The sequence below is a fragment of the Rhodococcus sp. As11 genome (assembly GCF_048957735.1).
Taxonomy (GTDB): Bacteria; Actinomycetota; Actinomycetes; order Mycobacteriales; family Mycobacteriaceae; genus Rhodococcus; species Rhodococcus gordoniae.
The window spans coordinates 105,294-129,489 of sequence record NZ_JARDJE010000016.1 but is presented as its reverse complement, the minus strand read 5'-3'; the positions used below and the strand labels follow the sequence as shown (position 1 = coordinate 129,489).

General features: G+C 65.1%; 29 protein-coding genes and 2 pseudogenes. 11 read left to right on the top strand and 20 right to left on the bottom strand.

Going from position 1 to position 24,196, the window contains the following annotated elements; all coding sequences use genetic code 11:
- The first annotated feature begins 250 nt into the window (after positions 1-250).
- Together PV766_RS18590 and PV766_RS18585 are read left to right on the top strand one after the other, a co-directional pair.
- On the top strand, positions 251-529 hold the full coding sequence (locus PV766_RS18590; protein ID WP_421097609.1) for a hypothetical protein: 279 nt from the start codon (positions 251-253) through the stop codon (positions 527-529).
- 22 nt (positions 530-551) lie between these two features.
- Positions 552-848 (top strand): hypothetical protein, encoded by a 297-nt coding sequence (locus PV766_RS18585; protein ID WP_421097608.1) that lies wholly within the window; start codon positions 552-554, stop codon positions 846-848.
- A gap of 295 nt (positions 849-1,143) precedes the next feature.
- Here PV766_RS18585 and PV766_RS18580 read toward each other — a convergent pair whose 3' ends face one another.
- Positions 1,144-1,698 carry a CGNR zinc finger domain-containing protein gene (locus PV766_RS18580; RefSeq protein ID WP_421097627.1) on the bottom strand — a complete coding sequence of 185 codons (555 nt, stop codon included), beginning with the start codon at positions 1,696-1,698 and terminating at the stop codon, positions 1,144-1,146.
- A gap of 163 nt (positions 1,699-1,861) precedes the next feature.
- Here PV766_RS18580 and PV766_RS18575 point away from each other — a divergent pair, with 163 nt between their 5' ends.
- Positions 1,862-3,100, top strand: a complete 1,239-nt coding sequence (locus PV766_RS18575; RefSeq protein WP_421097607.1) for an MFS transporter — start codon at positions 1,862-1,864, stop codon at positions 3,098-3,100.
- Positions 3,101-3,416: 316 nt separating this feature from the next.
- Here the strand turns inward: PV766_RS18575 and PV766_RS18570 are convergent, their stop codons facing one another.
- From PV766_RS18570 to PV766_RS18560, 3 genes are all read right to left on the bottom strand, one after another.
- Positions 3,417-3,608: a hypothetical protein gene (locus tag PV766_RS18570; RefSeq protein ID WP_064065365.1), complete on the bottom strand. Its 192-nt coding sequence runs from the start codon at positions 3,606-3,608 to the stop codon at positions 3,417-3,419.
- 336 nt (positions 3,609-3,944) lie between these two features.
- Positions 3,945-4,706: an ASCH domain-containing protein gene (locus tag PV766_RS18565; RefSeq protein WP_421097606.1), complete on the bottom strand. Its 762-nt coding sequence runs from the start codon at positions 4,704-4,706 to the stop codon at positions 3,945-3,947.
- A gap of 132 nt (positions 4,707-4,838) precedes the next feature.
- Positions 4,839-5,171, bottom strand: a complete 333-nt coding sequence (locus PV766_RS18560) for a hypothetical protein (protein WP_421097605.1) — start codon at positions 5,169-5,171, stop codon at positions 4,839-4,841.
- A gap of 529 nt (positions 5,172-5,700) precedes the next feature.
- Between PV766_RS18560 and PV766_RS18555 the strand changes: the two are divergent.
- Positions 5,701-6,646: pseudogene (locus PV766_RS18555) on the top strand (phosphatidylserine/phosphatidylglycerophosphate/cardiolipin synthase family protein).
- 334 nt (positions 6,647-6,980) lie between these two features.
- Positions 6,981-7,982 (top strand): hypothetical protein, encoded by a 1,002-nt coding sequence (locus PV766_RS18550; RefSeq protein WP_421097604.1) that lies wholly within the window; start codon positions 6,981-6,983, stop codon positions 7,980-7,982.
- Positions 7,983-8,178: 196 nt separating this feature from the next.
- Here PV766_RS18550 and PV766_RS18545 read toward each other — a convergent pair whose 3' ends face one another.
- The 5 genes from PV766_RS18545 to PV766_RS18525 all read right to left on the bottom strand — a co-directional run bounded on the left by PV766_RS18545 (position 8,179) and on the right by PV766_RS18525 (position 9,769).
- Positions 8,179-8,592, bottom strand: a complete 414-nt coding sequence (locus PV766_RS18545) for a hypothetical protein (protein ID WP_421097603.1) — start codon at positions 8,590-8,592, stop codon at positions 8,179-8,181.
- Complete coding sequence (locus tag PV766_RS18540) at positions 8,589-8,867, bottom strand: hypothetical protein (protein ID WP_421097602.1); 279 nt, start codon at positions 8,865-8,867, stop codon at positions 8,589-8,591. Before PV766_RS18540 ends, PV766_RS18545 begins: the two co-directional genes overlap by 4 nt.
- Positions 8,791-8,994: a hypothetical protein gene (locus PV766_RS18535; RefSeq protein WP_421097601.1), complete on the bottom strand. Its 204-nt coding sequence runs from the start codon at positions 8,992-8,994 to the stop codon at positions 8,791-8,793. The genes PV766_RS18540 and PV766_RS18535 overlap by 77 nt, the downstream gene beginning before the upstream one ends.
- A 149-nt stretch (positions 8,995-9,143) precedes the next feature.
- Positions 9,144-9,332, bottom strand: coding sequence for a hypothetical protein (locus PV766_RS18530; RefSeq protein WP_064065361.1), 189 nt, complete (start codon positions 9,330-9,332; stop codon positions 9,144-9,146).
- On the bottom strand, positions 9,329-9,769 hold the full coding sequence (locus PV766_RS18525) for a MarR family transcriptional regulator (RefSeq protein ID WP_245959034.1): 441 nt from the start codon (positions 9,767-9,769) through the stop codon (positions 9,329-9,331). Before PV766_RS18525 ends, PV766_RS18530 begins: the two co-directional genes overlap by 4 nt.
- Positions 9,770-9,908: 139 nt before the next feature.
- Between PV766_RS18525 and PV766_RS18520 the strand changes: the two genes are divergently transcribed.
- The gene (locus tag PV766_RS18520) at positions 9,909-10,934 is read left to right on the top strand and encodes a substrate-binding domain-containing protein (protein WP_421097626.1); all 1,026 of its coding nucleotides are present in this window, start codon (positions 9,909-9,911) and stop codon (positions 10,932-10,934) included.
- Between the two features lie 22 nt (positions 10,935-10,956).
- Here the strand turns inward: PV766_RS18520 and PV766_RS18515 are convergent, their stop codons facing one another.
- From PV766_RS18515 to PV766_RS18495, 5 genes are all read right to left on the bottom strand, one after another.
- On the bottom strand, positions 10,957-12,129 hold the full coding sequence (locus tag PV766_RS18515) for an SLC13 family permease (protein WP_421097600.1): 1,173 nt from the start codon (positions 12,127-12,129) through the stop codon (positions 10,957-10,959).
- A gap of 20 nt (positions 12,130-12,149) precedes the next feature.
- Complete coding sequence (locus PV766_RS18510) at positions 12,150-12,800, bottom strand: AmiS/UreI family transporter (RefSeq protein ID WP_421097599.1); 651 nt, start codon at positions 12,798-12,800, stop codon at positions 12,150-12,152.
- 120 nt (positions 12,801-12,920) lie between these two features.
- Complete coding sequence (locus PV766_RS18505) at positions 12,921-14,333, bottom strand: amidase (RefSeq protein WP_421097598.1); 1,413 nt, start codon at positions 14,331-14,333, stop codon at positions 12,921-12,923.
- A complete protein-coding gene (locus PV766_RS18500) occupies positions 14,323-14,505 on the bottom strand; it encodes a hypothetical protein (RefSeq protein ID WP_064063656.1) in 183 nt (60 codons plus the stop codon). Before PV766_RS18500 ends, PV766_RS18505 begins: the two co-directional genes overlap by 11 nt.
- A gap of 221 nt (positions 14,506-14,726) precedes the next feature.
- Positions 14,727-14,870: a hypothetical protein gene (locus PV766_RS18495; protein WP_165369287.1), complete on the bottom strand. Its 144-nt coding sequence runs from the start codon at positions 14,868-14,870 to the stop codon at positions 14,727-14,729.
- 350 nt (positions 14,871-15,220) lie between these two features.
- On the opposite strand from PV766_RS18495, the gene PV766_RS18490 reads away from it, so the two are divergent.
- Complete coding sequence (locus PV766_RS18490; RefSeq protein ID WP_421097597.1) at positions 15,221-16,324, top strand: hypothetical protein; 1,104 nt, start codon at positions 15,221-15,223, stop codon at positions 16,322-16,324.
- Between the two features lie 343 nt (positions 16,325-16,667).
- Here PV766_RS18490 and PV766_RS18485 read toward each other — a convergent pair whose 3' ends face one another.
- Entirely contained in the window at positions 16,668-17,225 is a 558-nt protein-coding gene (locus tag PV766_RS18485) for a hypothetical protein (protein WP_421097596.1), read from the bottom strand.
- Positions 17,226-17,347: 122 nt separating this feature from the next.
- On the opposite strand from PV766_RS18485, the gene PV766_RS18480 reads away from it, so the two are divergent.
- The 3 genes and pseudogenes from PV766_RS18480 to PV766_RS18470 all read left to right on the top strand — a co-directional run bounded on the left by PV766_RS18480 (position 17,348) and on the right by PV766_RS18470 (position 18,785).
- Complete coding sequence (locus PV766_RS18480) at positions 17,348-17,920, top strand: hypothetical protein (RefSeq protein WP_064063658.1); 573 nt, start codon at positions 17,348-17,350, stop codon at positions 17,918-17,920.
- A gap of 49 nt (positions 17,921-17,969) precedes the next feature.
- Positions 17,970-18,178: pseudogene (locus tag PV766_RS18475) on the top strand (IS5/IS1182 family transposase); the annotation flags it as partial.
- Between the two features lie 103 nt (positions 18,179-18,281).
- Positions 18,282-18,785 carry a hypothetical protein gene (locus tag PV766_RS18470; RefSeq protein ID WP_421097595.1) on the top strand — a complete coding sequence of 168 codons (504 nt, stop codon included), beginning with the start codon at positions 18,282-18,284 and terminating at the stop codon, positions 18,783-18,785.
- A 243-nt stretch (positions 18,786-19,028) separates the two neighbouring features.
- On the opposite strand, the gene PV766_RS18465 is transcribed toward PV766_RS18470, so the two are convergent.
- Positions 19,029-19,289 (bottom strand): hypothetical protein, encoded by a 261-nt coding sequence (locus PV766_RS18465; RefSeq protein WP_245207816.1) that lies wholly within the window; start codon positions 19,287-19,289, stop codon positions 19,029-19,031.
- A 65-nt stretch (positions 19,290-19,354) separates the two neighbouring features.
- A complete protein-coding gene (locus PV766_RS18460; protein ID WP_064063784.1) occupies positions 19,355-19,918 on the bottom strand; it encodes a hypothetical protein in 564 nt (187 codons plus the stop codon).
- Positions 19,919-20,327: 409 nt separating this feature from the next.
- Here PV766_RS18460 and PV766_RS18455 point away from each other — a divergent pair, with 409 nt between their 5' ends.
- Complete coding sequence (locus tag PV766_RS18455) at positions 20,328-21,056, top strand: cold-shock protein (protein WP_421097594.1); 729 nt, start codon at positions 20,328-20,330, stop codon at positions 21,054-21,056.
- A 1,232-nt stretch (positions 21,057-22,288) separates the two neighbouring features.
- Here PV766_RS18455 and PV766_RS18450 read toward each other — a convergent pair.
- The 3 genes from PV766_RS18450 to PV766_RS18440 form a co-directional block, all read right to left on the bottom strand.
- Entirely contained in the window at positions 22,289-22,645 is a 357-nt protein-coding gene (locus tag PV766_RS18450) for a hypothetical protein (protein ID WP_421097593.1), read from the bottom strand.
- Positions 22,646-22,976: 331 nt separating this feature from the next.
- Positions 22,977-23,204 carry a hypothetical protein gene (locus tag PV766_RS18445; protein ID WP_421097592.1) on the bottom strand — a complete coding sequence of 76 codons (228 nt, stop codon included), beginning with the start codon at positions 23,202-23,204 and terminating at the stop codon, positions 22,977-22,979.
- 33 nt (positions 23,205-23,237) lie between these two features.
- The gene (locus PV766_RS18440) at positions 23,238-24,152 is read right to left on the bottom strand and encodes a dihydrodipicolinate synthase family protein (RefSeq protein WP_421097591.1); all 915 of its coding nucleotides are present in this window, start codon (positions 24,150-24,152) and stop codon (positions 23,238-23,240) included.
- Between the last annotated feature and the right edge of the window lie 44 nt (positions 24,153-24,196).

Sequence of the window (24,196 nt, the reverse complement as noted above, 5' to 3'; positions counted from 1 at the left end):
CACGGCGCCGAGCACCGACAGCACTATCCGCCACCGACGCTGCGGCATGCGTTCGGAGGAGTCGCTGCCGGTGGAATGAGAATTCGAAGGAGCAGAAGCCGTTATAGACGCCCACACTACGAAGGCCGGGATATAGCGACTTCACACCCCTGACATCCATACGGCTGGGACGGTCACCGTCTTCGCGCAGACGGTGCACTCGACGGCCCGGCCGTATCGATGTGAACTGCACAGACGACACGTCCCCTCCATGCTGGAGGGTGAGCGCGCCGGCGGGCGGAGACACCGCGACCTCGGCGGCGGGACGATCCGGCGGCGGTCGAGGCAGGATCTCGTTGTCGTAGCCAGCTGGCATGGTCAAGAACCGACGCGCGGGGAAGCAGCCGAAGCGGAAACCAGCGACGGATGCCACCGCCCCGCACTCGGCAGCGTCGTCGCCTGCCGTCGGCTGCGCAGTGAGAACATCGGTGACGACGCCGTGACGCTCGTCCTCGCCGAGAACCAGCAGCCCCGGCACACCCGCCGCTGATCCCTATCTGTCAGGAGGCCCCGTGATCGTAACCGTCGTGCTGATGCTCGGAGCGCTGGTGCTGCTGGCCGGATTCCTGGGAACCCGCACCGCCACCGAACCCGCCCCCGAGATCGCCGCGCTCGCCGTCCCAAGCCTGCAGCGCATTGATGCTCGGCGCAGCCGCGCTCGTCTGCGCCTCGTCCTGGACCGCGAAACTACCGATCCTGCTCAGCTCGGCGATCCTGCTGACCGCCCGCACCTACACCTACCGGCGTGCCCGCCAACACAGTCACAGCCCCGACCGACCCGCTGCGTGGCACCGAACACCTACGCGTGAGCTGCGCAGATGACACATTCCTGGCACCGCAGGCGCGGTGACATCCGCCGGCGCACCGGCGGGTCGGTCCTGTAAGACCAGCCGCTGCCGGTGCCTCCGCGATCACGGTGCGAGATCCGGCACGGGAGCTACAGCCAGCCGGGGCCGTCCTTGAACCATTGACGACTCCCCGCGACGGTGCACACGCCCTGCTGACGCACCGCGGTGCCGGCGAGCTGTGGTCCGGGGTGGGTCGGTAGACCTGATGGTGCCGCTGGCCGGAGTTGTCGCTGGCGCGAGACTGGCGACGAGAAAGTCAGGCCGTCCCTGGCGCCGTCCTACCGGCACGGGCATGCCGTGCGACCCTGGCGCGGTTCCCGCACACCGGTGAGCACCACTCTCGCCGAGGATGGGACTTGACGAAGAAGAGGATGCATCCCGGCGCGGGGCATGCCCGCACCTGGCCGATCAGATCCGGCATCAGCAGTCGGCACGCGTCGGACGCGACTTCGCCGAGCGCGATCAACCACGGATCGTCGACCTGCCACCGCCGCGTCACCACTACAGGGTTCCCGGGTGAGATTTCCAGGCGAGATGCGCTGTAGCGGCTGAATCCGTTGATGACCGCGAGGGGGTCGCCGTTGGGTATTGCGTGCTCGACAACGGACTGTAGGCAGCTGCGTAGCGCCTCGCGCAGCGAGAGGAACTGTTCGTGCGTGCGCGGGGTGCAGGCTCGTTCCACGAGAACAGCGGGTAGTTCATCACTGAACTGACCGGCATGTTCGCTCGCCCAGGCGGTGAGCTGGTCCGTGGTGGTCAGTGCGTCGACACGATGCCCCCGGAGTCCTCCGTCGATGTAGGTGGTGTTCACCAATTCCAGGGCGAGGGGTTCTCCGCTCACGGGCGCAGTCGGGGAGGGATGGGGCTGTCGCGTCATAGAACTAATGGTATCCCCGTTTGATTTGCGTTAGCTCTCGTGCCGCGATACCTAACTAACGGCCAAGCAATACACATCCATTAGCTTAGGGGGATTCATGGACAGGTCCGTACTGCACAGCAGCTGGGGCACACGCATCACCGCAGTGGCGTTCATATCGCTGACCGGCGCCTTCGGGCTGAATCTGGCAATCGGCCAATTCATCCCGCCCTTGATGGGGCACTTCGGGTGGTCACTCGCAGCCACGAGCGGCACCGTCGCAGCGAGCACCCTCATGTGGGGGCTGGCCCAGCCGGTCATGGGTTGGCTCATCGACCGGTCGGGTCCACGAACGGTGATGACCGCCAGCGCCGCGCTGATGGGCCTGGCTTACCTTCTTCTCGCGGCCGTCACAGAGTTCTGGCAGTTCGTCCTGCTCTTCGGAATCATCGTCGCGATCGGATTCGCCGGCTGCAGCTCGATGCCCGCATCGGTCCTGGTGACGCGATGGCACGTACACCGGCGCCCCCAGGCACTGGCGATCAGCTCGATGGGCATCAACGCCGGCCAACTACTGCTACTTCCGCTCGCAGGAGTCCTGATCTCCACGTTCGGATGGCAAACCGCCTTCGCGATCCTCGGCTGTGTGATGCTCGCCATCGTCGTTCCGGTCATCTGGTTCGGCGCCCGGAATGGCCCCGGCGATGTGGGACTGGAAACGGAGAAGACTCCCGTTCCGACGCTCGCTGCAACCAGCCTTCATCAAGCACTGAAAGATCCTCAGTTCTGGCTGATCGGCCTCAGCTTCGCGGGATGCGGTTATTCGCTCTACATGTTCACCACCCACATGCCGAAACTCGCGGTGGAGCTGGGGCTCGGGACCTCTGCCGCCGGATGGCTGATGGCGCTCGTCGCAGTGTGCAGTGCGGCCTCGATGTGGGCTACCGGTCGATGGGCCGCCAAACGGTGGGGCAAGCGCCGTCCCCTGCTGGCATTGCATCTCGTACGCATCGTGAGCTTTCTCGTGTTGGCTTTCGCCGGCACCGGACAGCTCCTCACCGTTGCCGTCGTTCTTTTCGGGCTGTCCTCGTTCCCCGTGATCCCGCTGACCACAGGATTGATCGCGGATCGCTTCGGTGACACCGCCATGGGCGGGATTCTCGGCTCGACCTGGCTGATCCATCAACTGTTCGCTGCGCTCGGTGTGCTGATGGGTGGCGTGCTCCATGATGCCACCGGCAGTTACGGCATCTCTTTCCTCAGCGGCGCTGCGGTCCTGCTCGTGTCAACCGTCCTGACCTGGCTCATTCGAGAGCAGCGAGTAGCAGCACCGCAGTCGGCGATGCAGCCGAGCTGAGCTCCATCATCGATTCGGCCCGCACCGACTGTGCCTTGGATCGCCACAGTCGGTGCGGGCCTCGAGGTTCGACTGTCACCGACCGCCTCGATGAATGCTGCAATCCGCCAATGAACGATCGATTTCGGGAAGCGCTTGCACATACGGCACTTGCACATACAACGTTTTATCGTTGTCCCGGAGCGACAGGCGGGGCCACCAACCCGACCTCGAGGGTGCCCTGTGTACCTCCGGGAAGGTTCAACAAACGTTCCCTGTGCCAGTTGTGCGGTCGGTTCTCATGGAACGGGCCATGCGTACTCGATTGCCGCAGATGTCACTGGGAGGCCACTTCGGTCCCGAGGTCGATGCCGCGTGTCTGGCCGAAGAGCCGGCGGTCGACCGCTGGGAGGCGGGCGTCGAATATCCGAGTTGGGAGCAGACCGTCGCGCTGGCCCGCTTCCTCGATGTGCGGGTGCGCGATCTGGCCCACCCCGACGCCGAGCCCGGCACCACGAGGTCCGTCCACGACTCAAGATTTCGGGCCTGGCGATCCTGTCCTTCGAGCCTGCGGCCGTCTCAGCGGTCACAGCAGGTGCCGGCGCCACCGAGCGCACCGCACACGACGATCACCCCGACGCCTGAACCGGATTCCGGAGCAGACCGGAGACATACGCGTTGACCTGGCCCGACGGTATGTCCCCGCGCTGCACTGATGACATGCCGCCCTGCGGTGGGGTGGACGACATCGCCACCGGCGAACTATTTGGTCCGATGCAACGGCCGGTGCTGCAATCGCAGGTGTAACTGCGGTCCGGCCTGCACGAAGCGGTCCCTCCACATCTCACGAGGTCCGTGAGGTCTGCTAGGGGGTGTTCGCTACTGATGGAACCTCGGCCTCCGTTTCCGGCGGAGCAGCTGGGAGACTGAATTTCACGATGTCGAGAAGGGTGTCGCCAGGAAGATCCGGATAGTGCTGGTCCAGGGCTGCGTGAAGTGATTCGAGGCAATCGAATCCGTCGAGTAGCGCGTCCTGCTCACTCAGTGCTGCGCGTGAGACGGTGCGCACCTGGTCCACGTGGGCATCGATCGTGATCGTTTCTCCGTTGCCCTTCTCGAAAACGAGGACCGCAGGGCCTGGACGAAAAGGATCGTCAACGCGGATAGTTTGGCGCTTGCGGCCCTCGCGGATGAGGGTTTCGTAGCCTTCCCACATGTAGATCAGCTGAGGCGCTTCCATGGCCTGCCAGTCGTAGGCATGAGGCAGAAGAACTCGGACCGTATGGGCTTGCAGACCGTTCGCTGCGCGGATGATGCACTCGATGTTCGGATCGAGGTCGAACAGGATCTGCCGACACTTGCCGCAAGGAGCGATCACGCTCGCCGTCGGCCCGTATGCCGCAACGACGGCCACGATCGGATCATCGGGGCAGTGCGCGGCGTGATTGGACAGCGCGCTGATCTCCCCACATGGCCCTCCGAGAAAGTGGTGAGTGTTCAGACCGAGTATCACCCGGCCCGAGCGAGTCAGGATCGCTGCGGCGACGGTATGTGCATCGCCGTCGTGGGTTGCGACCGCGTGGTCTACAGCCACAGCGACAAGTTCACGATGGTTTTTCGTCAGCACAGTCGTGATCCTAGAGCGAGCGAGAGGCAAGGGGCGCGGCCCCTGCAATCAGCGCCCCCTGTTCCGTGATGTCTGTCCGCGTCGGACAGCATGAAGTCGCACACCGAGCACCCGCGCCCGGGGTGCGGTCGGCTACGTCAACCGTCCGTCCGACCCGACATCGAAGGGGCGTTCCTGGACCGGTTTATCAAAGGTCGGCAGACACACCCGGCCGCTGTCGAGATCGATCCGCCCGTCGTCGCCGATCGACAGATCGATGTGACCGTTCTGCTTGCCGGCGATCTCCTCCACCGCATGTCTGGTGCCCGGGGAGAAGAGCCCGTCCATCACACCCAGCATGCCCGCCCCCGCATCCGCCGAGCCACCGGATTTGCGCCGTCGCCAATAGATCCAGCCTCTGCGTTCGGCCCACAACGCCAACTGATCGAACCCCACCAGCACCGCCACCGCGATCGCGCCGACCACCACAATCTCCATTGCTCCCAACTCTCCCACTCTTCCGATCTTCGACCGAAGTATCACTGCGGTCGGCCACCCACTCGAGCTGTGTGCGCGGTACGTTGACATATCCCCACCACGATCCAGGCCACCGCCAGCACGCAGGCAGGGCCGCCGATGCGAATTCATTGCCCGAGGCGCACCAGAGCGCCAACGGCCGACCACAGCCCCACCATCACCGCGCACGTGCCGGACCCGACGCCGCGCCCCTCTACGAGTCCCAGCCTCGCACCCATCCCCAGGACGCTGGGGCCGCAAGGTGCGGCGGGCGTGCTACACCTGCCAGGATCGGCGACAGCACCGCCGGGCGTACCGATGACCGCACACATCCAGACCCGACGAACCCCCGGACGGAACGGTTGAGCATCGGTCCTGAGCTGGTCCGATGACACCTCCCCGCCCTGGGCTTCCTCACCGCCGACACCGGAAAACGCACACCCTCGGCGCTGCTCGCATCCGGCCATCCGGAACATGCTGCCGGATAAGGTGACCGGTTATGGGCACCGTCCTGCACGCACCGCACCCCTGGCCGCACATCACCGCCGCCCTGCGCCGCCGAGGGTCCCGCCGCGTCGCCATCGCCTACCTCGACCACACCGCGCCCGACCTGTTGCCGCTGCGCGCCGTAGACCTGCTCATCGTCAACGCCGCCCGTACGGCCGTGCGCGCACACGCCACCTCCTTCACCGCCCTCGCGCGCTTCCTCACCGCCGGGGTGCGGGTGTTGTCCACCCCGAACCTGCACACCGGCCTGATCATTACCAGCGAGAAGGTGATCGTCGGTCCCGCCAGCGCCTCGCACAGCTCCACCGTGGCGGACGAAACCGCCCTGGCTACAGACGATCCCGACGTCATCGCCGCGGCGCATACCTTTATCGACGGTCTCGACGACACGGTCGAGGTCGACGAGGTGTTCCTCGACAGCGCCACCGCCATCTGGCAGGTCGGCCGTGCCGCTGGCCGGGATCGGCAGCCGCGCCCGCACCGGCCACGACTTCCTCCCCGCCCCCGTGCGCCGGATGTTCTTGCGCCACAACGGCGACCACACCCCCGCCGCCGAGGACCAGGACACCTGGGCCACGCCCGCGCCGGAAACGAGTGGACCGAACCCGCGGTACCGCACCGAGTGGCTGCACGAGGACAAACCTGGCACCGACCGCCGCAGTCGCCTCCAGGCCGGCGACGTCGTGATCCGGATCAACGACGACGACACCACCTTGTTTCCACCGACGGTGGTCGAGACCGGCCCGCACCGCATCCCCCACACCCGCCATGCCGTGGCCTACCGATTACGCGTCCGCACAGACCTCGACCCCGTCACCGTAACCGACGCCGCGCGCACCCTCGCCGAACACGGCCACCCCAACCCGCGGCTGCACCACGACCACCGCGTCATCTCCCCGAGCCTGCGTGCGGCGCTGCTGCAATTGTGGAAGCTGTGACCTTCGGCGTCTGTACGGTACGACTTCGCGCCAGCGAAGAATCCGGATCATGCTGATGTGGGACGAGTTCGAACGCAACCAAGCTGTATCTTGCCGTGAGCTGTACACTCGATCTCTTCGTCTCCGGGCGGAGTACTCGGGAGCGACGACCGATGTCAGAACACATTCAGGCGATATCCCCCACCCTGCCGCCGCCGCATGGACAGCCTCATCACCGAGCGGAGACGGAAACCGGAGATGTTCCCGGGCGTCGTTCCGTTCCCCGGGCTGTGGGGACCTGCACTCGTACGGGCCGGGGGATGCAATGACCGCATGGGTGCAAATGCTGGTGACCATGGCCGATGGGCCTCGCCGGCCGATCCACGGTGTGATTGTCCCGTACCGCAACTCCGACGGGCCGTTGCACTACTACTACGGCACCTACGGTGAAGAGCCCGTCTTTCTTCCCGTCCGGCGAGGGGGCCTACGTCTGTACCGGTGGGGACGCCGATCGAGGATCGAATCGCTCGATGGGCACGTGCTGTTCGTCAGCGACGGCGTCACCGCCTGGGACTTCACCTCCGAGCCGGACCGTCCGCGCTGCACCGAACTGCGCCGGGTGCATTCGCCGGGTTCGGGCCGGTACCTCGTGATCACCCCACGGGTCGAGCATTGGGTCGGAGACCACCATGCCCGTCCGGCAGGACCGGTGACCGACCTCGAATTTCTCGGCCGCCGTTGCTGGTCCGTGGACCTGGCAGCGCGTGAGAATGACCGTATGCCCGAGCCCTCGATACGTCTGGTGGTCGATGCCGAGACCGGCACGGTGCTTGGACAGCATTCGGATGACGGTATCGACGGCGCCGCATTCACCGACCTGATCGTGGGAGAATCGCTCGAGCCTTCCCTGTTCACGTGGGACGGACCGGTCGTCTCGGACGAGGAATCCCGCGCCCGCGCCGGACACGGCGGTCCGCCGGCGACACGGTGGGAGGAATCGATGCAGTGGTTCCGGGAGAACATCACCGCCGACCCCATCCACGTGCCGGTGCTGATGGACTTCACCCCGCGCCTGGTCGACCTGACCGATCCACAATCCGGTGCGTTCTCCGCACCACTGGGCACAGACCAGCGGACAGGCTGGATCATCCGACGACCTCGATCGAGCACACCATGGAGGGTGAGAGTGCACGGCCATCAGGTTGCTTGGTCCACCACGGATTTCGACTGGGCTTGTCAGATCTATCGGGGAACTCTCGACGACGCCGCGCTCGCATCCCTGCAACAACAACTCCATCCGCACGAACCGGTCGTCGGGACACCCCGCCTCGTGTTCGGTGGTTCGGACGGCCCGTGAAAAACGGGCGGCCGTACCGTGATACGACCATCGACGCAGAGGACAGTTCCATCCGGCCCCTTCCGTGGCAGGGTCACAGACTGATGCCCGCGTGTGAGTACGTATCGGACCACGGCAGGCGCGGCTCCCTACCTCGTCCCTTCCCCGCGCCGAGGGGGTGCGGGGTGTCGTTCTTGCCGACCGGAACACCCATCATTCAGGCGGTGCGGACGATCTCCACGGCGAAGCGACCATCGACGGTCGGGGTGACGCGGGAGTGTGCCCAGCATCCGCCCGGGATGTGCGGCGAGTCGATCACACCCCACCCGTCGTCGTCGTTCCACATGCGCACGATGCCGGTCGTCTGCCCATCGAATGCCGCTGCAAGCGAATCCTGATCGGATGCGACGACGGTGAGCGTGTCGGCGGTGCCGTCGCGCTGCATCAGCACGAACACTCCCCAGCCGAGATACTCACGCAGGTAGCGCGTGTATCGGGCGGGCGCGGCGGTGAGCTCTGCCCGAACCTCTGGCGCCAGTTCGTCGTCCGGGTTCTCATCGAGCCAGCGGCGCATGTTGAGCCACTGCACCGCGGTATAGCGGTCCCAGTCCTCTTGGTCGGCGAGCATCATCTCCACGACGTCATACCCGAGTTCCCCGAACTGCTCGATCGACCCGGCAGCGGCAGGAAGTCGGCAACGCCGGTGGCGTGGCAGGCCGCCGCCGTCTCCTCGTCGGAAGGAGTCACGCGCCAGTAGGGCTCGCCGATCAACATCATCCCGCCGGGACCGAGGCTGCGGGCGAGCAACTCGGCGGTCCCGGCCACTCCGTTACCGATCCACGTGGCGCCGATGCACGCGGCGAGATCGACCGACTCGTCCGCGACGTGACCCGGAGGCGTCGCCATGGACGAACGCCACGCGGTCGGCGAGACCGAGGCCGACAGCGCGGGCGCGGGCCTGCTCGGTGAAGAGCGTGCTGATGTCCACGCCCGTACCTGTGAATCCCAGATCACGGTCCCCCGTGCAGAGCATCTCGCCCGAGCCGCTGGCGAGGTCGAGTACCCGTGTCCCGGGGGATGACGTGGAGTGCCTGTCCGAGGGTGGCGAATTTGTCGGGGGTCAGCGGGTTGTGGATGCGGTGGCTGCTCTCACGGATCGTGAAGATCCATGATGAAATGCCTTCAGTATTTGAAGTTCGGGGATTTTTTGATGGCGCGGATCTGGCGGGAGATCTGCTTGACGGGCCGTTTCAGCTCGGCACGCAGCCGTGCGTCCGTCCGGGAGGCGCAATCGTTGTGACGTGGCATCTCGAGGGCGACGCCGGGTTCACCTCGACTCGCCGAAACGAACACGAGTTCGGCTCGGTTCACGCCTGACTCGGAGTCCTGCAGATTCGGCCGGCTCTTGCATCGAGTTCGGCGAGTTGTGCTTCCAGTGCTCGGTGGGTTTCGACTCCGCGGGTGCTGAGGTGAACTTCGACCCGGCGCCGATCTTCGGCGCTCACCTCACGGTAGACCAGTGTCCGGGAGACCAGCCTGTCGACGGACCGGGTGAGGGTGGCTCCTGATATGGCGGTATGCGACGACAGTTCGGCCATCGATGCGCTTCCGTGGCGTGCGAGCGCATCGAGCACGAGCACATCATCGCAGGTCAAATCGAATTCGGAGCCGATCGACGTGAGCGAGGACACAATGGCTTTGGTAGCCTGCAGTAGCGCAACGACCGCTGAAGGAGAGTCGATGGTAGCGATATCGCCGGAAATCGCCGTTACTCGGGTCGCCAGCCGATCGGAGTTTCGGGGAGCCACGTGAGTCTCCTGCCTTTTCAGCCCTTCGATCTGTACGAGTGGCGGGACGATGAACCGATGCACCTCCGCCGACATTACCCGAGAGGATCCGATGTTGGCATCCGCGCCACACCGCCGGTCGGAGGTCTACCGGGTCGGCATGGTGATCCCGCTGCAAGGCCCAGGCGGTATCTTCGGACCTTCGTGCATGGCCGTCAGCGAATTGGCTCGACGCGAACTCAATGCGGGAGCCGGGTTCGGCGGCCGTGAAATTCAACTCGAGTTCATCGATGGCGGTCGCGACCCCCGCGCGGTCACAGCCGAGGTGTCCGACCTGCTCGATGCCGGCGCCCTCGATGCGATCAGCGGATGGCACATCTCGTCGATCCGACGACATCTCGCGCCCGTCGTTCGTGGTCGGGTCCCGTATGTGTACACCTCGCTCTACGAGGGAGGCGAGGTCAGTTCCAACGTCTACTGTTCGGGAGAATCTCCCGAACAACAGATCTATCCGGCGATGCGGTGGCTGCGCGATCACCACGGTGTGCGGTCGTGGTACGTCGTCGGCGCCGACTATATTTGGCCGTTGCGTACGTATCAACTGATCGGACACTTCGCTGCTGCGCTCGGGGTGGACATAGTTGGTTCGTCGTTCGTTCCGATGGGCCGGGCCGATGACCCGCAACTGCCCGTGGTGGCTGCGGAGAGCAGATGCCAGGCGGTGTTGACACTTCTGGTCGGCCAGGACGCCGTGGACTTCCACCGAAATTTCGCTGCCCGCGACCTCCATCACCGCATGCTCCGGTTCAGTCCCCTGATGGAAGAGAACATGCTCCTGGCCGGCGGCGCCGAGACGACCGAGAATCTGTTCGCATCCGCAGCCTATTTCCGCGCCTTGAACACCGAATCCTCTTTGCAGTTCGTCGGCAGTTACGTGAACGCCAACGGTTACAAGGCTCCCGCTCTGAACAACATGGCAGAGTCCTGTTATCAGGGGATCTACGCTCTCAGCCATCTTGCACGCCGAGCCGGAGGATTGGATCCGACCCGCTGTGATGCCCGGATCGACGGGTTGGAGTTCGACAGTCCTCGCGGCGTCGTTCGATTCGAGGGGAACCAAGCGCGGCAGCAGATCTATCTCGCGCAGGCGAACGGTTTGGATTTCGAGGTGGTTGCTGCCCTCTGACCAGCGTGTATATGCGGCCGGATCACCGCTGGGACAACGACAACGCGGCCACGGACACCGTGATTGCACCGATCGCCAGTGGTATCCCCAGGGCGGCGAACTGCTGCCAGGGGACGATGTGGCCGGCTCGGCGCAACTGATCTGCCCACAGCAGCGTGGCCAGAGAGGCCCACGGTGTCACGATCGGCCCGGCATTCGAGCCGATGAGCAGAGCGATCAGGGCTGCACCGGACGCGGCCGCGGGCTCGAGAAGCAAGTAGGCCGGAATGTTGTTGATCAGGTTGCTCAGCACCGCTCCTGTTGCGGCCGACACGAACAGCGTGCCGACGGAGTCGCCTTCCAGGTGCGCGAACGCCGCACGAACAAGCTGTTCGACGCCGAGGGAATGAACGACCTGAACCGCAACGGTCAGGCCGATGGCGAGAGCCAGGGCTGTCCACGGGATCAAGCTCGGGCGCAGAGCCGATCGGTCGGTGACCGCGAAGGCTGTCACGAGCACCATGGCCGCCGCCGACGTCGACCACCAGAAGGGGATCGACGTCGCGAGCAGCGGCAGCAGTATCACCATGACGATCCCTGCCAAGGGAAGCAGCGGGTGCGATGAAGCCGGTGTGCCGGGCTCGCGCGACGCTACCGGGGTTCCGGTGGGTGTGCGTAGGCGCCTGCGGAACACCATCCAAACGAATCCCACTGTTACCGCGAGCGATGCGGCTGCGGGCATCGCGGCGACTTTCACGTAGTGACTCGTCTCGTCGAACAGTCCCGTCTCCATCGCCAGCAGATTCGTCAGATTGGACACCGGAAGTAGGAGCGATCCGGTGTTGGCGATCCACACCACGGTCAGTGCCAGCGGTATCGGATCGTTGCCGGCCCGCCCGGCGAGCGCCAATACCAGGGGTGTCACGAGAACGGCGGTGGTGTCGAGGGAAAGAAAGATCGTGGACACCACAGACAGCAGCACCACCAGAATCCATAGCCCCGGTCCGCTGGCGGCGCGTCCTCTGGCCGCGATTGCGGCGACCCGGTGGAACACCCCCGCCCTGGCAGCAAGGTTGATCACGACCGAAATGGTGGCGAGGAACAGCATGATCGGGCCCAGACGGCCGACCAGGTCGACGATCTGAACCCGCGGCGCAAACAGTGCGTATGCGAGCAGTATCCCGATCAGTACGGCCGACAGGGCCACTGATCGCATGGGTCCTCCACTGTAGATTGTCAGGTCGTCGTCACGGACGCGCGGTCGCGGGTGGTGGTCGATCGATAGCGGCGCCGAGCATCGGCGACGTGGAGAACGTAAACGATGACGACGACGATCTGCGTGACAGCGACGGCAAGTACCGGCGTGTCGTCCCACTTCCCGGTAAGCATCAGCGCAGCGGGGATGCTCGCAGTGGACAGCGACTGCATGACTGTGAGCATTCCCGTCGCCTTGCCGGCCCATTCCGCTGCGGGGGTGGTCAGGGCGAGGAAGAAGGCGGCGAACAGCACGGCCCATGCCAGCCACAGCCAGGCGAGACGAGCGTCCCCGAGCTGAACGAAATGCACCATCGACAGGAAGAGGGCGACCGCCCCGGCCCAACCGCAGTACCAACCGAGGCCGGCGCCGGGAGCGTTCGAGAGCGAGTTGATCGCGACCGTGAGGTAGGTGAAGCCGAACAATGCGAACCCTCCGGCCGCCACCGCCGACGCCAGCCCGTCGGGCGAGGCACTGTCCGAGGGTAGGAGCAGCACGCGTGCCGTGCCGACCAGCAAGGCGCCGGTGAGGAGATTGATCGCCACGGCCGATCGCGGAGTGACCCTGTCGAGGAAGACCAACCCGTTGGCCAGGAGCACCGCTCCGACGAACAACAGCGCCACGGGGACCATGTGACATCCCTTCGATGAGGAGAGGAAACACCCCACTCGAACCGGACGGCCGGACGCCGTGCCGGAAGGCATCGGCAGGCCGGATATCCGGGTCGAGCAGGTGCAGTGGGTCGAGCAGGCTCAGAGGAGCACGGGAGGAGTCCGATCCCCCCTCGGTCCGCCGGCTTCGATCGCCTTGCCGACGTTGAGCACAGTGCGCTCGTCGAAGGCCCGACCGATGATCTGGAGGCCGACGGGCAGATCCCCGTTGAAGCCCACCGGAACGGACATCGCGGGCAGGCCGGTCAGGTTGCTCGGGCCGGTGAACCGGATGAACGAGTCGATGAGATCGACCTTCGTTCCGTTGAGGTCGGCCTCGGACGATCCGATGTCCGGAGCCATCACCGGCAGGGTCGGGGCGATCAGGACATCGACTTCGGACAGGGCCGCTCCGAAGTCGTTCTTGAGTTGGCGCCGAACCTGCTGCGCCTGAAGGTAGTCCACCGAGGAGAACAGCTCCCCCAGTTCGAACAGGAAGCGGATGTCGGTCCCGAAGTCGTCGGCCCGGTGCACAAGGTCGTTGTGGTGAATCGCTGATGCTTCGGACAGGCTGGTGGCCAGTTCGGCCCATTCCGAGTAGCGCAGGGTCGGGATCTCGACCGTCCGTACCCGGGCGCCCCGAGACACGAGCTCGTCGATCTGGGCGCGTACGAGTCGTTCGATCTCGTTGTCGACGTCGCGGAAGTAGTAGTCCTCCTCGACGCCGATCACCAATCCGGAGACATCACCGGTGAGATGGGAGGTGTAGTCCCCCACCGGGACATCGACCGCTGTCGGATCCGCACGGTCGAACCCGGCGATCACCTGCAGCATCGCCGCGGCGTCGTCCACGGTCTTGGTCATCGGTCCGATGTGATCCAAAGTCCATGCGAGGGGGAAACATCCGTCCTTGGGGACACGACCGTGCGTCGGCTTGAGGCCGACGATGCCGCAGGCGGCGGAAGGAATCCGGATCGAGCCGGCGGTGTCGGTGCCCAGGGTCGCGTAGGTCATGTGCGCCGCGACGCCCGCTCCCGAGCCGCCGCTGGAGCCCCCCGGCACCTTCGCGGTATTCCAGGGGTTCTGGACGCTGCCGAAGTGCGGACTGTTGTTGTCGATACCCCATGCGTATTCGTGCATGTTGAGTTTGCCGGTCAGCACGGCGCCGGCATTGCGGAGACGGCGCACCACGGACGCGTCCTCGGTGGGCACGAAGTCCTTGTGGATCTTCGATGCCATCGTGGTGACCTCGCCACCTACATACAGATTGTCCTTCAGCGCCAAGGGAATTCCGTGGAATACCCCGCGGTAATCGCCTCGGCCGATCTCTTCCTCGGCACGTCGGGCATCGTCGAGGGCGTGCTCGCGGAAACTGATGTAGGCGTTGATCTCCGGATTCAGCGCCTTGGCGTGATCGAGTAGCGCCGTGGTGACCTCGACCGGGGACACCTGCTTGCTCTCGATCAGGGGCGCGAGTTCGGTCACCGACTTGGTGACGAGTTCGTCAGCGGACATGGTCGCCTCCCGGGATATTGCGAACAGAAATGTCCGCGTCGTCGACTGCCACGGCCCCGAGGTCACCGCGTCGCTGCACGATCTCGGCCCACTTGGACTCGAGCGCGGCGATCCGATCCCGCGGCGGGCATATGCCCTTGTTCGCCAGAAGTTCCTGTACCGACAGTGCCATGACGACACGCTCCTTGTAGAAGGGTGACGCTCTGGGGTGGACGCCCCGGAGGAACAAATTCAAATGAAATATTTTCACTTGAATGTGTTGCGGAGACCGTATGTGAGGCGCAGCACAATGTCAACGACTCGGCGCATCCGAAAACTCGGTGAGCGTCGGCGTGTGGCGGCCCGAATACGGGTGAACTCCTGGTAGGTCGGCGAGTGCTTACGTCCCTGCCCCTACCAGGAGCCCACTTGCTGCTCCGGTGTTCCCACCCGTCGGCAGTGGGATGCCGCCGCCACAGCTTCCAGAGCCATGCCCGGCAGCGGCAGCCCCATGACCACCTCGGCGAGCAGTTGGTCTTCGATTACGCTTCGCGACATCGACTCAGTTCTCCTTCGTGGGGCGGGGTTGCTCGATGGCGGCCGGCACCGGCGCAGTGGTGGGGAGCCTGATCGGCTGCGGTGGATTCCGAATGGCAGTTCCGACATCACCGAGCCCGGCAACCACCGATACCGAGTCCGTATCTGCGTCCGAGGCACAGATACTCGCTTCGACGGCTGTCTCGACGGCGACCCCGTCGAGGATTACCTGATTCAGATGTGGCGGGCGACGAGCGTGGGAGCCCCGCGACAGGTCGAACACACATCGGGTCGGTGACCTGACGCCGCGCGCCGCGGCGTCAGAATCTTCCGCCCGTCACGGTCGCGGTGGTAATGATCTACTGGACGCCATGACGGCACGGGACACTCCGGCGAACCTGACCGAGGCACTGCCGGCCGGTCCGCGCGGTCGCCGTCTTCTCCTCGAATACGCGCAGATCGCCGACAGCCGTACCCGCGACGGGTATAGCCAGGACTCGTTCTCGTCGGGCGTCTTCTACGCCACCTACCGCATCGATATGGCACGCGGAACCGCAGGCGTCCTCTACGGGCCCGGCGCCGACCGACCCCTCCCGAACATCTCCCCCGGCGACGTAGCGCGACGGTTGGCGAACGTGCCGCTGCCGGACGTGACGGAAAAGGACCTGCGCACCGTGCTCGCCGCCACCACCGACTCCGCCCGATACTGGCAAGAACCCGACGGCGACGACATTCTCGCTGCGACGGAGCCGGTGCGCCCGCAACTGCGACGCATCGCCGAGCACCTCACCGCATCGGAGCGCACCCGGTGGTGGACCACCGGCATCGTGCGGGACGAGCAGTGGTCACTGGGCTGGGTCGAACCACACGCCAATGTTCCTCGGGTCGGGCACGCGCTCGCCACCTGGCGCGAGAAGGTCGTCACCGAGGAGAAACGAGCAGCACGGGAACGCCCCACCAACCCGACGGCCAACTGGTCCGGGGTGTGGTGGTCGACGCCGCTCGGCGTCCCGTGCTCCACACGAGCACTGGACGACGGCTCACCCGCATGCCTGTGGTTCGTCGAAGACTCCGGAGGCGAGAACCATACCGGGGCACGGCGACACATCGTTCCCGACACCGTCGACGTATTCGAAATCTACGGCCTCGACGACTGGGCGCAACTCTGCCGGCGGTTTCCACTCGAGGTCACCGCCCAGAAACGTCACGACTGGTACCGCACCACCGGCCGCGACGGAAAGTGGGTTCTGCCCGACTGGCGGGCCGTCGCCGAGGTGTACGGAGGAGTGCACCTGACCGTGGCCGGTTATCTCGCCGCTGCGGGCGCTGCCATCGACGTCGACGGTGACACGGCGTCGGTGATCGCGGGCTGGGCACCCGACGAAACATTCTGGCTCACCGACGACGTCCACGCCGACGGCGACATCGTCGACTGGGTGCGTGATACCAACACCGAAACCTGGTCCGAAGCCTGACCGCCCGCTCTACGACAGTGGCACCGGAAACCGACACGTTCGCGCGATACCGGCGTCCGCAGGTTCGCCGACGTCTTGCGCACCGGGGCACGGTCTTTCGGGCAGTCTCATCGGTATGACGCCGTTGGCAATCGGGTTGGTCGCGCTCGTGGCGATAGCCCCGTGGGCTGTCGGTCGAACGACAGCGCGACCGCACCCGATCGCACACATCCATCCTGATTATCACGGTGATCGCCTTCGCAGCGCTACAGGATCGCGATACGAACCGCCGACAGACCGGTCGGCCTCAGGGGTCGCCGTCCAGCAATCAACTCAGCGCTACCGCCGTACCTGCGGGCAGAGCTCAGAAACGTTCCACGAATCGATACCAGTCGCCGCTGTACTGCTCGTACCCGATGTCGCCGTCGTGGCGGGGCTTACCCAGATACGGCGCGCCACCGGGCAGATACGCAAGTCCGATCGGGTCGATCAGCCCACCTTCGATGTAGAACAGACACCCACTGTCGACGGGTTGAATCCGCCGCACCTGATACACCCCGATCCGCCGACCGTCCCAGGACGGCGCACATTGCGCCGACGCTGCGACCAAAGACCCCTTCGACACCGCAAACGCCACCGTCGACGGAACCGACAACACCACCAGCACCGCGGTGGCAAGCACCAACGCCGGCGCGATCGCGGTCACGCGCAGAGCGCGAAACTTGAACCAGCCGACCAACCCGACCACCAACCACACCGCACCCAGGATCAGAAGAACCCAGGACGCCAGAGCAAACCACGGAAAGAACACCACCGGCGGGACGAACGTCCATACGATCACCCCGCACACCAACCCGACAAGGACCGCGGTCACCCCCGACAGCACGATCCACCAACGAGCCGGACGCCCAGCGACAGTCATGACTCACCTTCGCACGAACCCTCGCACCAGAGCGCAACCGCCGGGCTGTGTCGGGCGAGCGGACCCCTCCAGCGGATCCACGAAAAGCCAACATCGATCCGGCAATCGGTACCATCCGAACCGTGAGCGTTCGAGCGGCGACCTTCTCGGGGATCCTTGCTGCCATCCTGGCCGGCTGCGCGAGCACAGACACCCACGCGGGCACCGATCAACTCGACCCGCCCACGAGTCCCCCGCCACCCAGCGAGCAGTCACAGCTCTATGCCACCGCCCTGCACCACCTCATCCTCGTCGACAATCCCTTCGCGACAGCACCGACCCCGATCGGATCCGTCTACATCGTCGACGGCCCTGCCTCACGCAGCGCACACATGTTCACCGTCGCCGACGGGCCACCGTTCGACACGGAACTGAAGAACGAGATCAGCGCACAATCCGCGGATCTACCGCCGGTCGAGTTCACCGCCGATCCACAGCAGTACGCAGATCCCGCACGGCAGGGCCTGACCGGGGTTGCACACGACGGCGTCATCGTCGGCCTGTCCCCCACCTGGCCGCAGGACGACGGAACAGTCCACATCGGCGCGGGACTCTGGTGCGGCATCGACTGCGGACTCGGCCTCACCTACGTCCTCGACCAGGTCGACGGGCAGTGGACCGTGACCGGCACAACCGGACCGGTCTCCATTTCATGATTGAAGTTCATGTCAGGCAAGAAGAACTTCACCTCTATCGACGTCGACAGTGACCTGCGCGAACACCCACGGCAGTGTGATGTTGCTGCCGATGGTCACCGCGATCGAAGGTGGTGCGCTCGCATCGGGGGCCGCCCCGCCGCGAGTCCGGCCGGGTTCGGGCGGACAAGGGCTACGACCATCTCGTGCACCGGCGGTGGCTGCGGGCGTCGCATCGCCCGGCGCGGGATCGAGCGCAACAACCGGCTGGGTCGGTACCATGCGACGTGCAGCCATGGGCATGAGAAGACCACGCAGAGCCCTCTCGCTAGGATCTAGCCGTAAACCCGACGGTCATCGGCCCGGGGGAACGGAGTCCACAATGCGGTGGTTGCTGTCTTTCGTCCTCACGGTCGGTATGGCCGCAGCACTACCGCTGTCCGCCCCGGCCACCGCACATGCCTGTTCATGCGCATACGAGCCGAACGGACCGTACATCACCGAACAGATCTCCCGCGCTGCCGCCGCCTTCACCGGCACCGCCACCAGAGAACGCACCGACGGGGATACCGTCTACTACGAGTTCGACGTTCACAGCGTCTTTACCGGGGATGTCGGATCCACCACCGTCGTGTCGTCGAGCACCCAAGGTTCCGCGTGCGGACGTGGATTCACCCTCGGCATCGAGTATCTCGCATTCGTCTCGACCCATGAAACGAAGAACGCACCCTGGTCGGTCGAAGCATGTTCTGCGACAACCGCATCGACCAACGCATACACCCGAGACGCGGCGCACACCGTGTACGGACCACCTCACCAGCCCGATCCGCAGACACGGCCGATCGGCATCGACGACATCCGCCCCTGTGGCAGAAATCCCTGCTGATCATTGCGGTAGTCGTTCTCGCTGCAATGTTGATGCATCGCTGGGCCATCCGCGGCAGACACCACTGACGAAGACACCGGTCGAGAACCTATCGCGAGATGCAGCGAAGACCCGCAGCACACGCCACTACACATCGACGAATTACGGCGCGGCGGCGAACCCGGCAATATCGGGGAATAGACCGTCCTGTCCCCCACTGCCTTCCTCTGACGCTTTTGCATGCCCGCGCCTACGCGGTGCTTCCTACTCGGGTGCACGCCGCGCAAGACTCCACCCGACGCAGTGAACGAGTGCACCGACCAGCGCTCCCAACACGCCACCACCGAGGACCAGTGCAGCCATGTACCCGTACGGCGAGGGCGCATCGATGCGGGCCGACGCGAAGTCCAGCGGCTGATAGCCGGCGGTGTAGAAATCGAACGGCTGCGAGGCGAACCACCACAACACCGCAGCGCCGGCTATCCCGCACACCACACCGAACCCGGTGAACACCAGCACAGTCACGACCACCGACCTCGGCTGCGGTTGCGGCTGCGGCTGCGGCTGCGGCTGCGGCTGCGGCTGCGGCTTCATGATCCGTCCGTCTCTGAGCCGCCTGATCCGTCCGTCGAAGGCGGGACGTTCTCCGGGATGCCGTATCCGGGCATCTCCCACAGTTGTGCGGGTTCGAGGACGCTACCGTCGTCGGGCCACAACCGCAGCCGCCACACATCCCCAGGGGTAGTCGAACCGGGCCAGCCGTAGTTGACGAAACCACGCCCGGACACCTGCACCACGTACTGGCCGGGCGGCACCGCCACGGTGACCGGCTCGGTGGTCGGGGACGACAGACTCAATATCCCGGGCGCATCGACTGCGAGGCGGTCTTCGCTGACCTGCTGCCACTCCGAGCGATCGGCGGCGGGGCGGCGGTCGAAGACCTGCACCTCCACGATCATCTCGAAGTTGTTCTGATGCGGGCACAACACCACGACCATGGTGCCGTCGCCGGCGCTGGGCTGCTCCGCTTGGGCCTGCTCGAGCAGCTCGAGCTCGTTGTCGATGTCCCCGAGTCCGCCGTCGAGACAGAACTGCCCGTAATCCATCGCCAGCACCACCGTCGACTCCAGGATCGGGCTCGTCTGTGTGTTCATGGCGGTGATCTTGACACGCCTACCCGACACCTCTGCGGGCCCGCATCGATGATCGCAGCCGCATCTCACCAACCACCGGTAGGGATCACCGCAGGTTCCCCTCCGGTCCAGCGCCGTTGATGTGCCGCGCACTGCCGGTGTCGCGCCACCAGGTACCCACGACACGGGTAAACACCACCCTCGTGGGGGCGTGTGGCCGAAATGTGACGCTGGAGGCGAAAGTCCATATGTGGTTATCGGTGGTCCCCGCTCCTTCTCCCTCCTCGGAGCGACGGGGCCGCTCGGTCCGCGCATTCCTCCCCGTTGTGCGTGGGCCGACGGGAAGTCCGGTGGTGCACACCCGGACTTTCCGCACCGCAGTCGTCGCCAGTGTCGGAATGCGGGGATCACCGAGGCGGAAGGAGACGTGGTGCGCACAGCGGTACGGGCCGTCACTGCCGCGGTGATGCTGACTGCGGTCGCAGCAGTGGGGATATGGACCGTCGGTGCTGTATCCGGCCCCGATGGGGTTGCAGCCGGCGACAGTGTCGAGGAAACCGGGGCGGGAGATCACGGCGCGGTGTCGAGTCGAGGTGTGGTTCGCAGCTGGGATCTCGAGCGCATGCAGGGTGTGATCGACGGCGATGAGGTTCCCGGGGGATGTCATATCGACTTCGCGGCCGTGGCGGTGGACGGGTTTCCCGCTCTGACGTCGGGCCACGAGGTGGAGTTCGAATGGGTTCGCGCCGAGAACCCGGCGGCGGGTGTCGAATTCGAATTCGAGTGTGTGCGGGCATGGCCGGCCGGAGAACAACCGGTCCGTCGTCCTGCCGGATTCGGGGCGCGGGTGTGGTCGGTTCATCCCGACGGCCGCATCGAGGAAGATCACTTCACCGACGAACCCTCCGCCCCTGTCCCCGACTCGTCTCGGGTGACCGGTCAAACTGTCGGCACGGTCCGGGCGTGGAACGACGAACAGGGCTGGGGAGTGATCGATTCCGACCAGACCCCCGGCGGATGCTGGGCGCATTACAGCACCATCATCGGCGAGGGCTTTCGTACCGTAGCCGTCGGAGCCACCGTGGTCCTCGATTGGGAACAGGTCACCGATCAGGACGGCTACCATTATCGGGCCACCCGGATAGAGCAACCTGGCTGAAACCGGACCGGATGATCGACACGAGATCCCCAACATGGGCGGGTGGGGAATCCGCTACGACGCACAATCGGCTGGCAGCCACCCGATGACCGGAGACGTCAAGGTCGCAAAGCTCCGACCGTGTCGGCCAAGGTTCACCACATGGACGAGGCCGGTCGCGAGGGGTTGCCGGCCTCGCGGCAGGCTTGACGACGCGGCAATGAACGTGCGGCAGCTGATAGGAAAAGGCGTAGCGCGCAGGTCGACAGTTCCCTCGGCCGGGGGAACTTACGGTCGGTCCCGGGATCCGACACGACCTGAGTTGAGTCCCGGGCCAACCCATCATTCAGTTTCAGAACATTGTTTTTCGTTGGTTTTTCTGAAATGGACGCATGCCTCGGAACGGGACAACACGTCGCCTCGGCAACAGTGTTCGGGAATTACGGCGCAAGCACGGACTGTCCCACCGACAACCGGCGGCACTGAGCGGGGCGCACGCACAGACGATCGGGCGCACTCGAGCGGGGAGACCAGCGGCCGAGTTCGGACCTGGCAATGCATGTCAGTGCCGTGTTCGACCGGCCAGTACAGGACGTGTTCTGCGGGGCCGATTCTTCGACGATCGTCCGCGATCGGTAATCCTTTTCGCCATTCGGGCGATCGAGAGCGCGCGGCGAATACGCTCGCGAGGACCCCCGTCCGAAACGGCGACGTCAAGTCCGATCGCTGGATCGTGGAACTGCACCGGGCTTCGCCGACGGCTCCGATCAACGACTTACGCTGCACTGAAACGACTTTTCGCTCGGATCAGCCGGTCGCTGCGTCCGGGCCTCGTACCGGAGGACCCCGACGCAGTGACATGCAGCTACACCCGCCCGCAACGAACCCCGAGCATTGGTCTACGCCCCACCGGATCCGGCGCCGCCGCCACTCGAATTGAAGGGAAAGATCGGTCCACGGGTGCCGTCCGGACGCCGCGGCGCGAGGCTCGAATATCCACTGGGCTTTCGATCATCCATGAGGTGGCGAAGGCGAAAACTCAGCCATCGGAACAGCCGGCCGATTCGTGACCGGGTCTTCGGTCCTTCGGTGCTTCCCTCATCAAAGGATGGGTTCGATCGAACAGAGCGCTCCATACCTCCTATGGTAACGACCGTTTCGTTCGACGTTCGGTGGCTTCCGGCGGTCATCGCCACACCAGGCATGTCGAACCTTCGGTGGACATCCGGAAGCTCGGGCTTCCTCGGGCTGCTTCACGGAAACCACTGATGAGAGAGCCGATCACCCCTCGCTCGTCGACGTCCGCCGCGTAAACGGAACCAGATCCACAGTGAGACCACGACAACGACAAGACCAACGATCGCGATACCTGACGGGCCCCACTCCACGACGAGGTCATCGACATGAACGCCCGACGTGAACGCCAGCTCGCAACGAGACCCGACGATACCTACCCACGTCTTGCTGAAGCTCGCCGCTGTCGCCTCCCGCGAACCGGCCTCTGCTGCACCTGGTGTCGCCTGATCAATGCAGACCTCGATCGGCGCGTTGACGAAGAACGCCGCGCCATATACCACCGCACCGACAGCGACGCCGATCAGCGCGACCACACGATAGGCCCTCGAACTATGGCTCCCTCGTTGAATCCTTCTGAATGCCAATGGATCCTCTCGCGACATCGGGAGCGCACCGATCGCATCCAACTTATCCCCACGGGGATGGCGCCCTACCTGCCGACCGGCAGACCGCGGGCCATCGGGCTGCTATCGAAGACGTGAATGTCTGGTGTCGTGATGACCGCAGTTTCACAGCACCGACGGCATCGACCTCGAGGTGCGCGACGAGGGCCGGCAGGTGGTGTTCGCGCTGATCGCGACCGGATCCGGAGTCGATATCGATCCGGCGCCGCTGACCGTGCGGGGGTGATCACCTGCGCGGCGGTCACCGAGCACTGAGCCGCGCCGGGCCATGTGTGTCCTGGCGGCGGCGTAGCAGCAGTCCCACCCCGGCCGCCGCAGCGCCCAGGCCGACGAGCGCGGTGGCCAAGGCCGGGACCAGATGGTAGGTGCCGGTCTCGGCCAGCGGCAGCCACCCACGTCCGAGATCCGAAGAGGTAAACACGCCGATGACGATCGCACCGGCCGTCCACGCTTGCAGTTCGGTCAGCACGCGGAGCGAACGGCAAGGTAGCGTAAGTCCCTGTCAGTTGCCGCGTGGGACATCTGCATGCGATACACATTCGCCAATGAGGCCGCGGAGCCTGCCCGCCTCGGGATCACCGAGGGGAAGCAGCGGCCTGCGAGGGAGGCCGGCGTCGATTCCGAGGCCCTTCAGGCCGGACTTGATCGTGGTGGGCAGCCCCCGACTGACGATCATGTCGAGGAAGGGACGGAGGCGGCGGAAGATGGTGTCCGCTTGTTCGGCATCTCCTGTAGCGACCACGCGGTAGAAGTCGACAATCTCGTGAGGGATCAAGCACGGCGCAGCCGTGCACCAGCCTGTGGCCCCCGCGCGCAGCGCTTCCAGGGCCAGCGGGTTGCTTCCATTGAAGAATGGAAGCTCCCCACCGCTGAGCTCGCGGAGGCGGTGCATGCGCGTCACGTCTCCGGTCGATTCCTTGACCATCGTGATGTTCTCGACATTGCTGAACAGATCGAACAAAAGTTCGGGCTGCATGTCGATGCCGGTCGTGGCTGGGTTGTTGTACACCATGACGGGGATTCCGATGGAATCGGCAAGGGTGGTGAAGTGGGTTCGCACTTCCTCCTCGGTGAGGCGCCAGTACGACGTCGGCAAAGCCATCACTGCCGTCGCCCCGAGACGCTCGGCGATCTTCGCGCGTCGCACCGTACCTGCTGTGGTCAGGTCGGAGACCCCGACGATCGTCGCTACACGCCCTTCGGCGGTCTGGATGGATTCGGTTGCCACAGTTATCCATTCGCTGTGATCGAGGTAAGCCGCTTCCCCGGTGCTACCGAGAGGCGCAATGGCGTCGACACCGGCATCGATCATCCGGTCGATCAGCAGGCGGAGAATCTCCACATTGATCACATCGTTGTCAGCGGTTTCGAACGGTGTCACGGGATAGGCGACGATTCCGGAGACGGTACTGGTCATTGATGCTCCAAGTGTGTTGTGCGGGTGCGTACTGAACGTGGTGG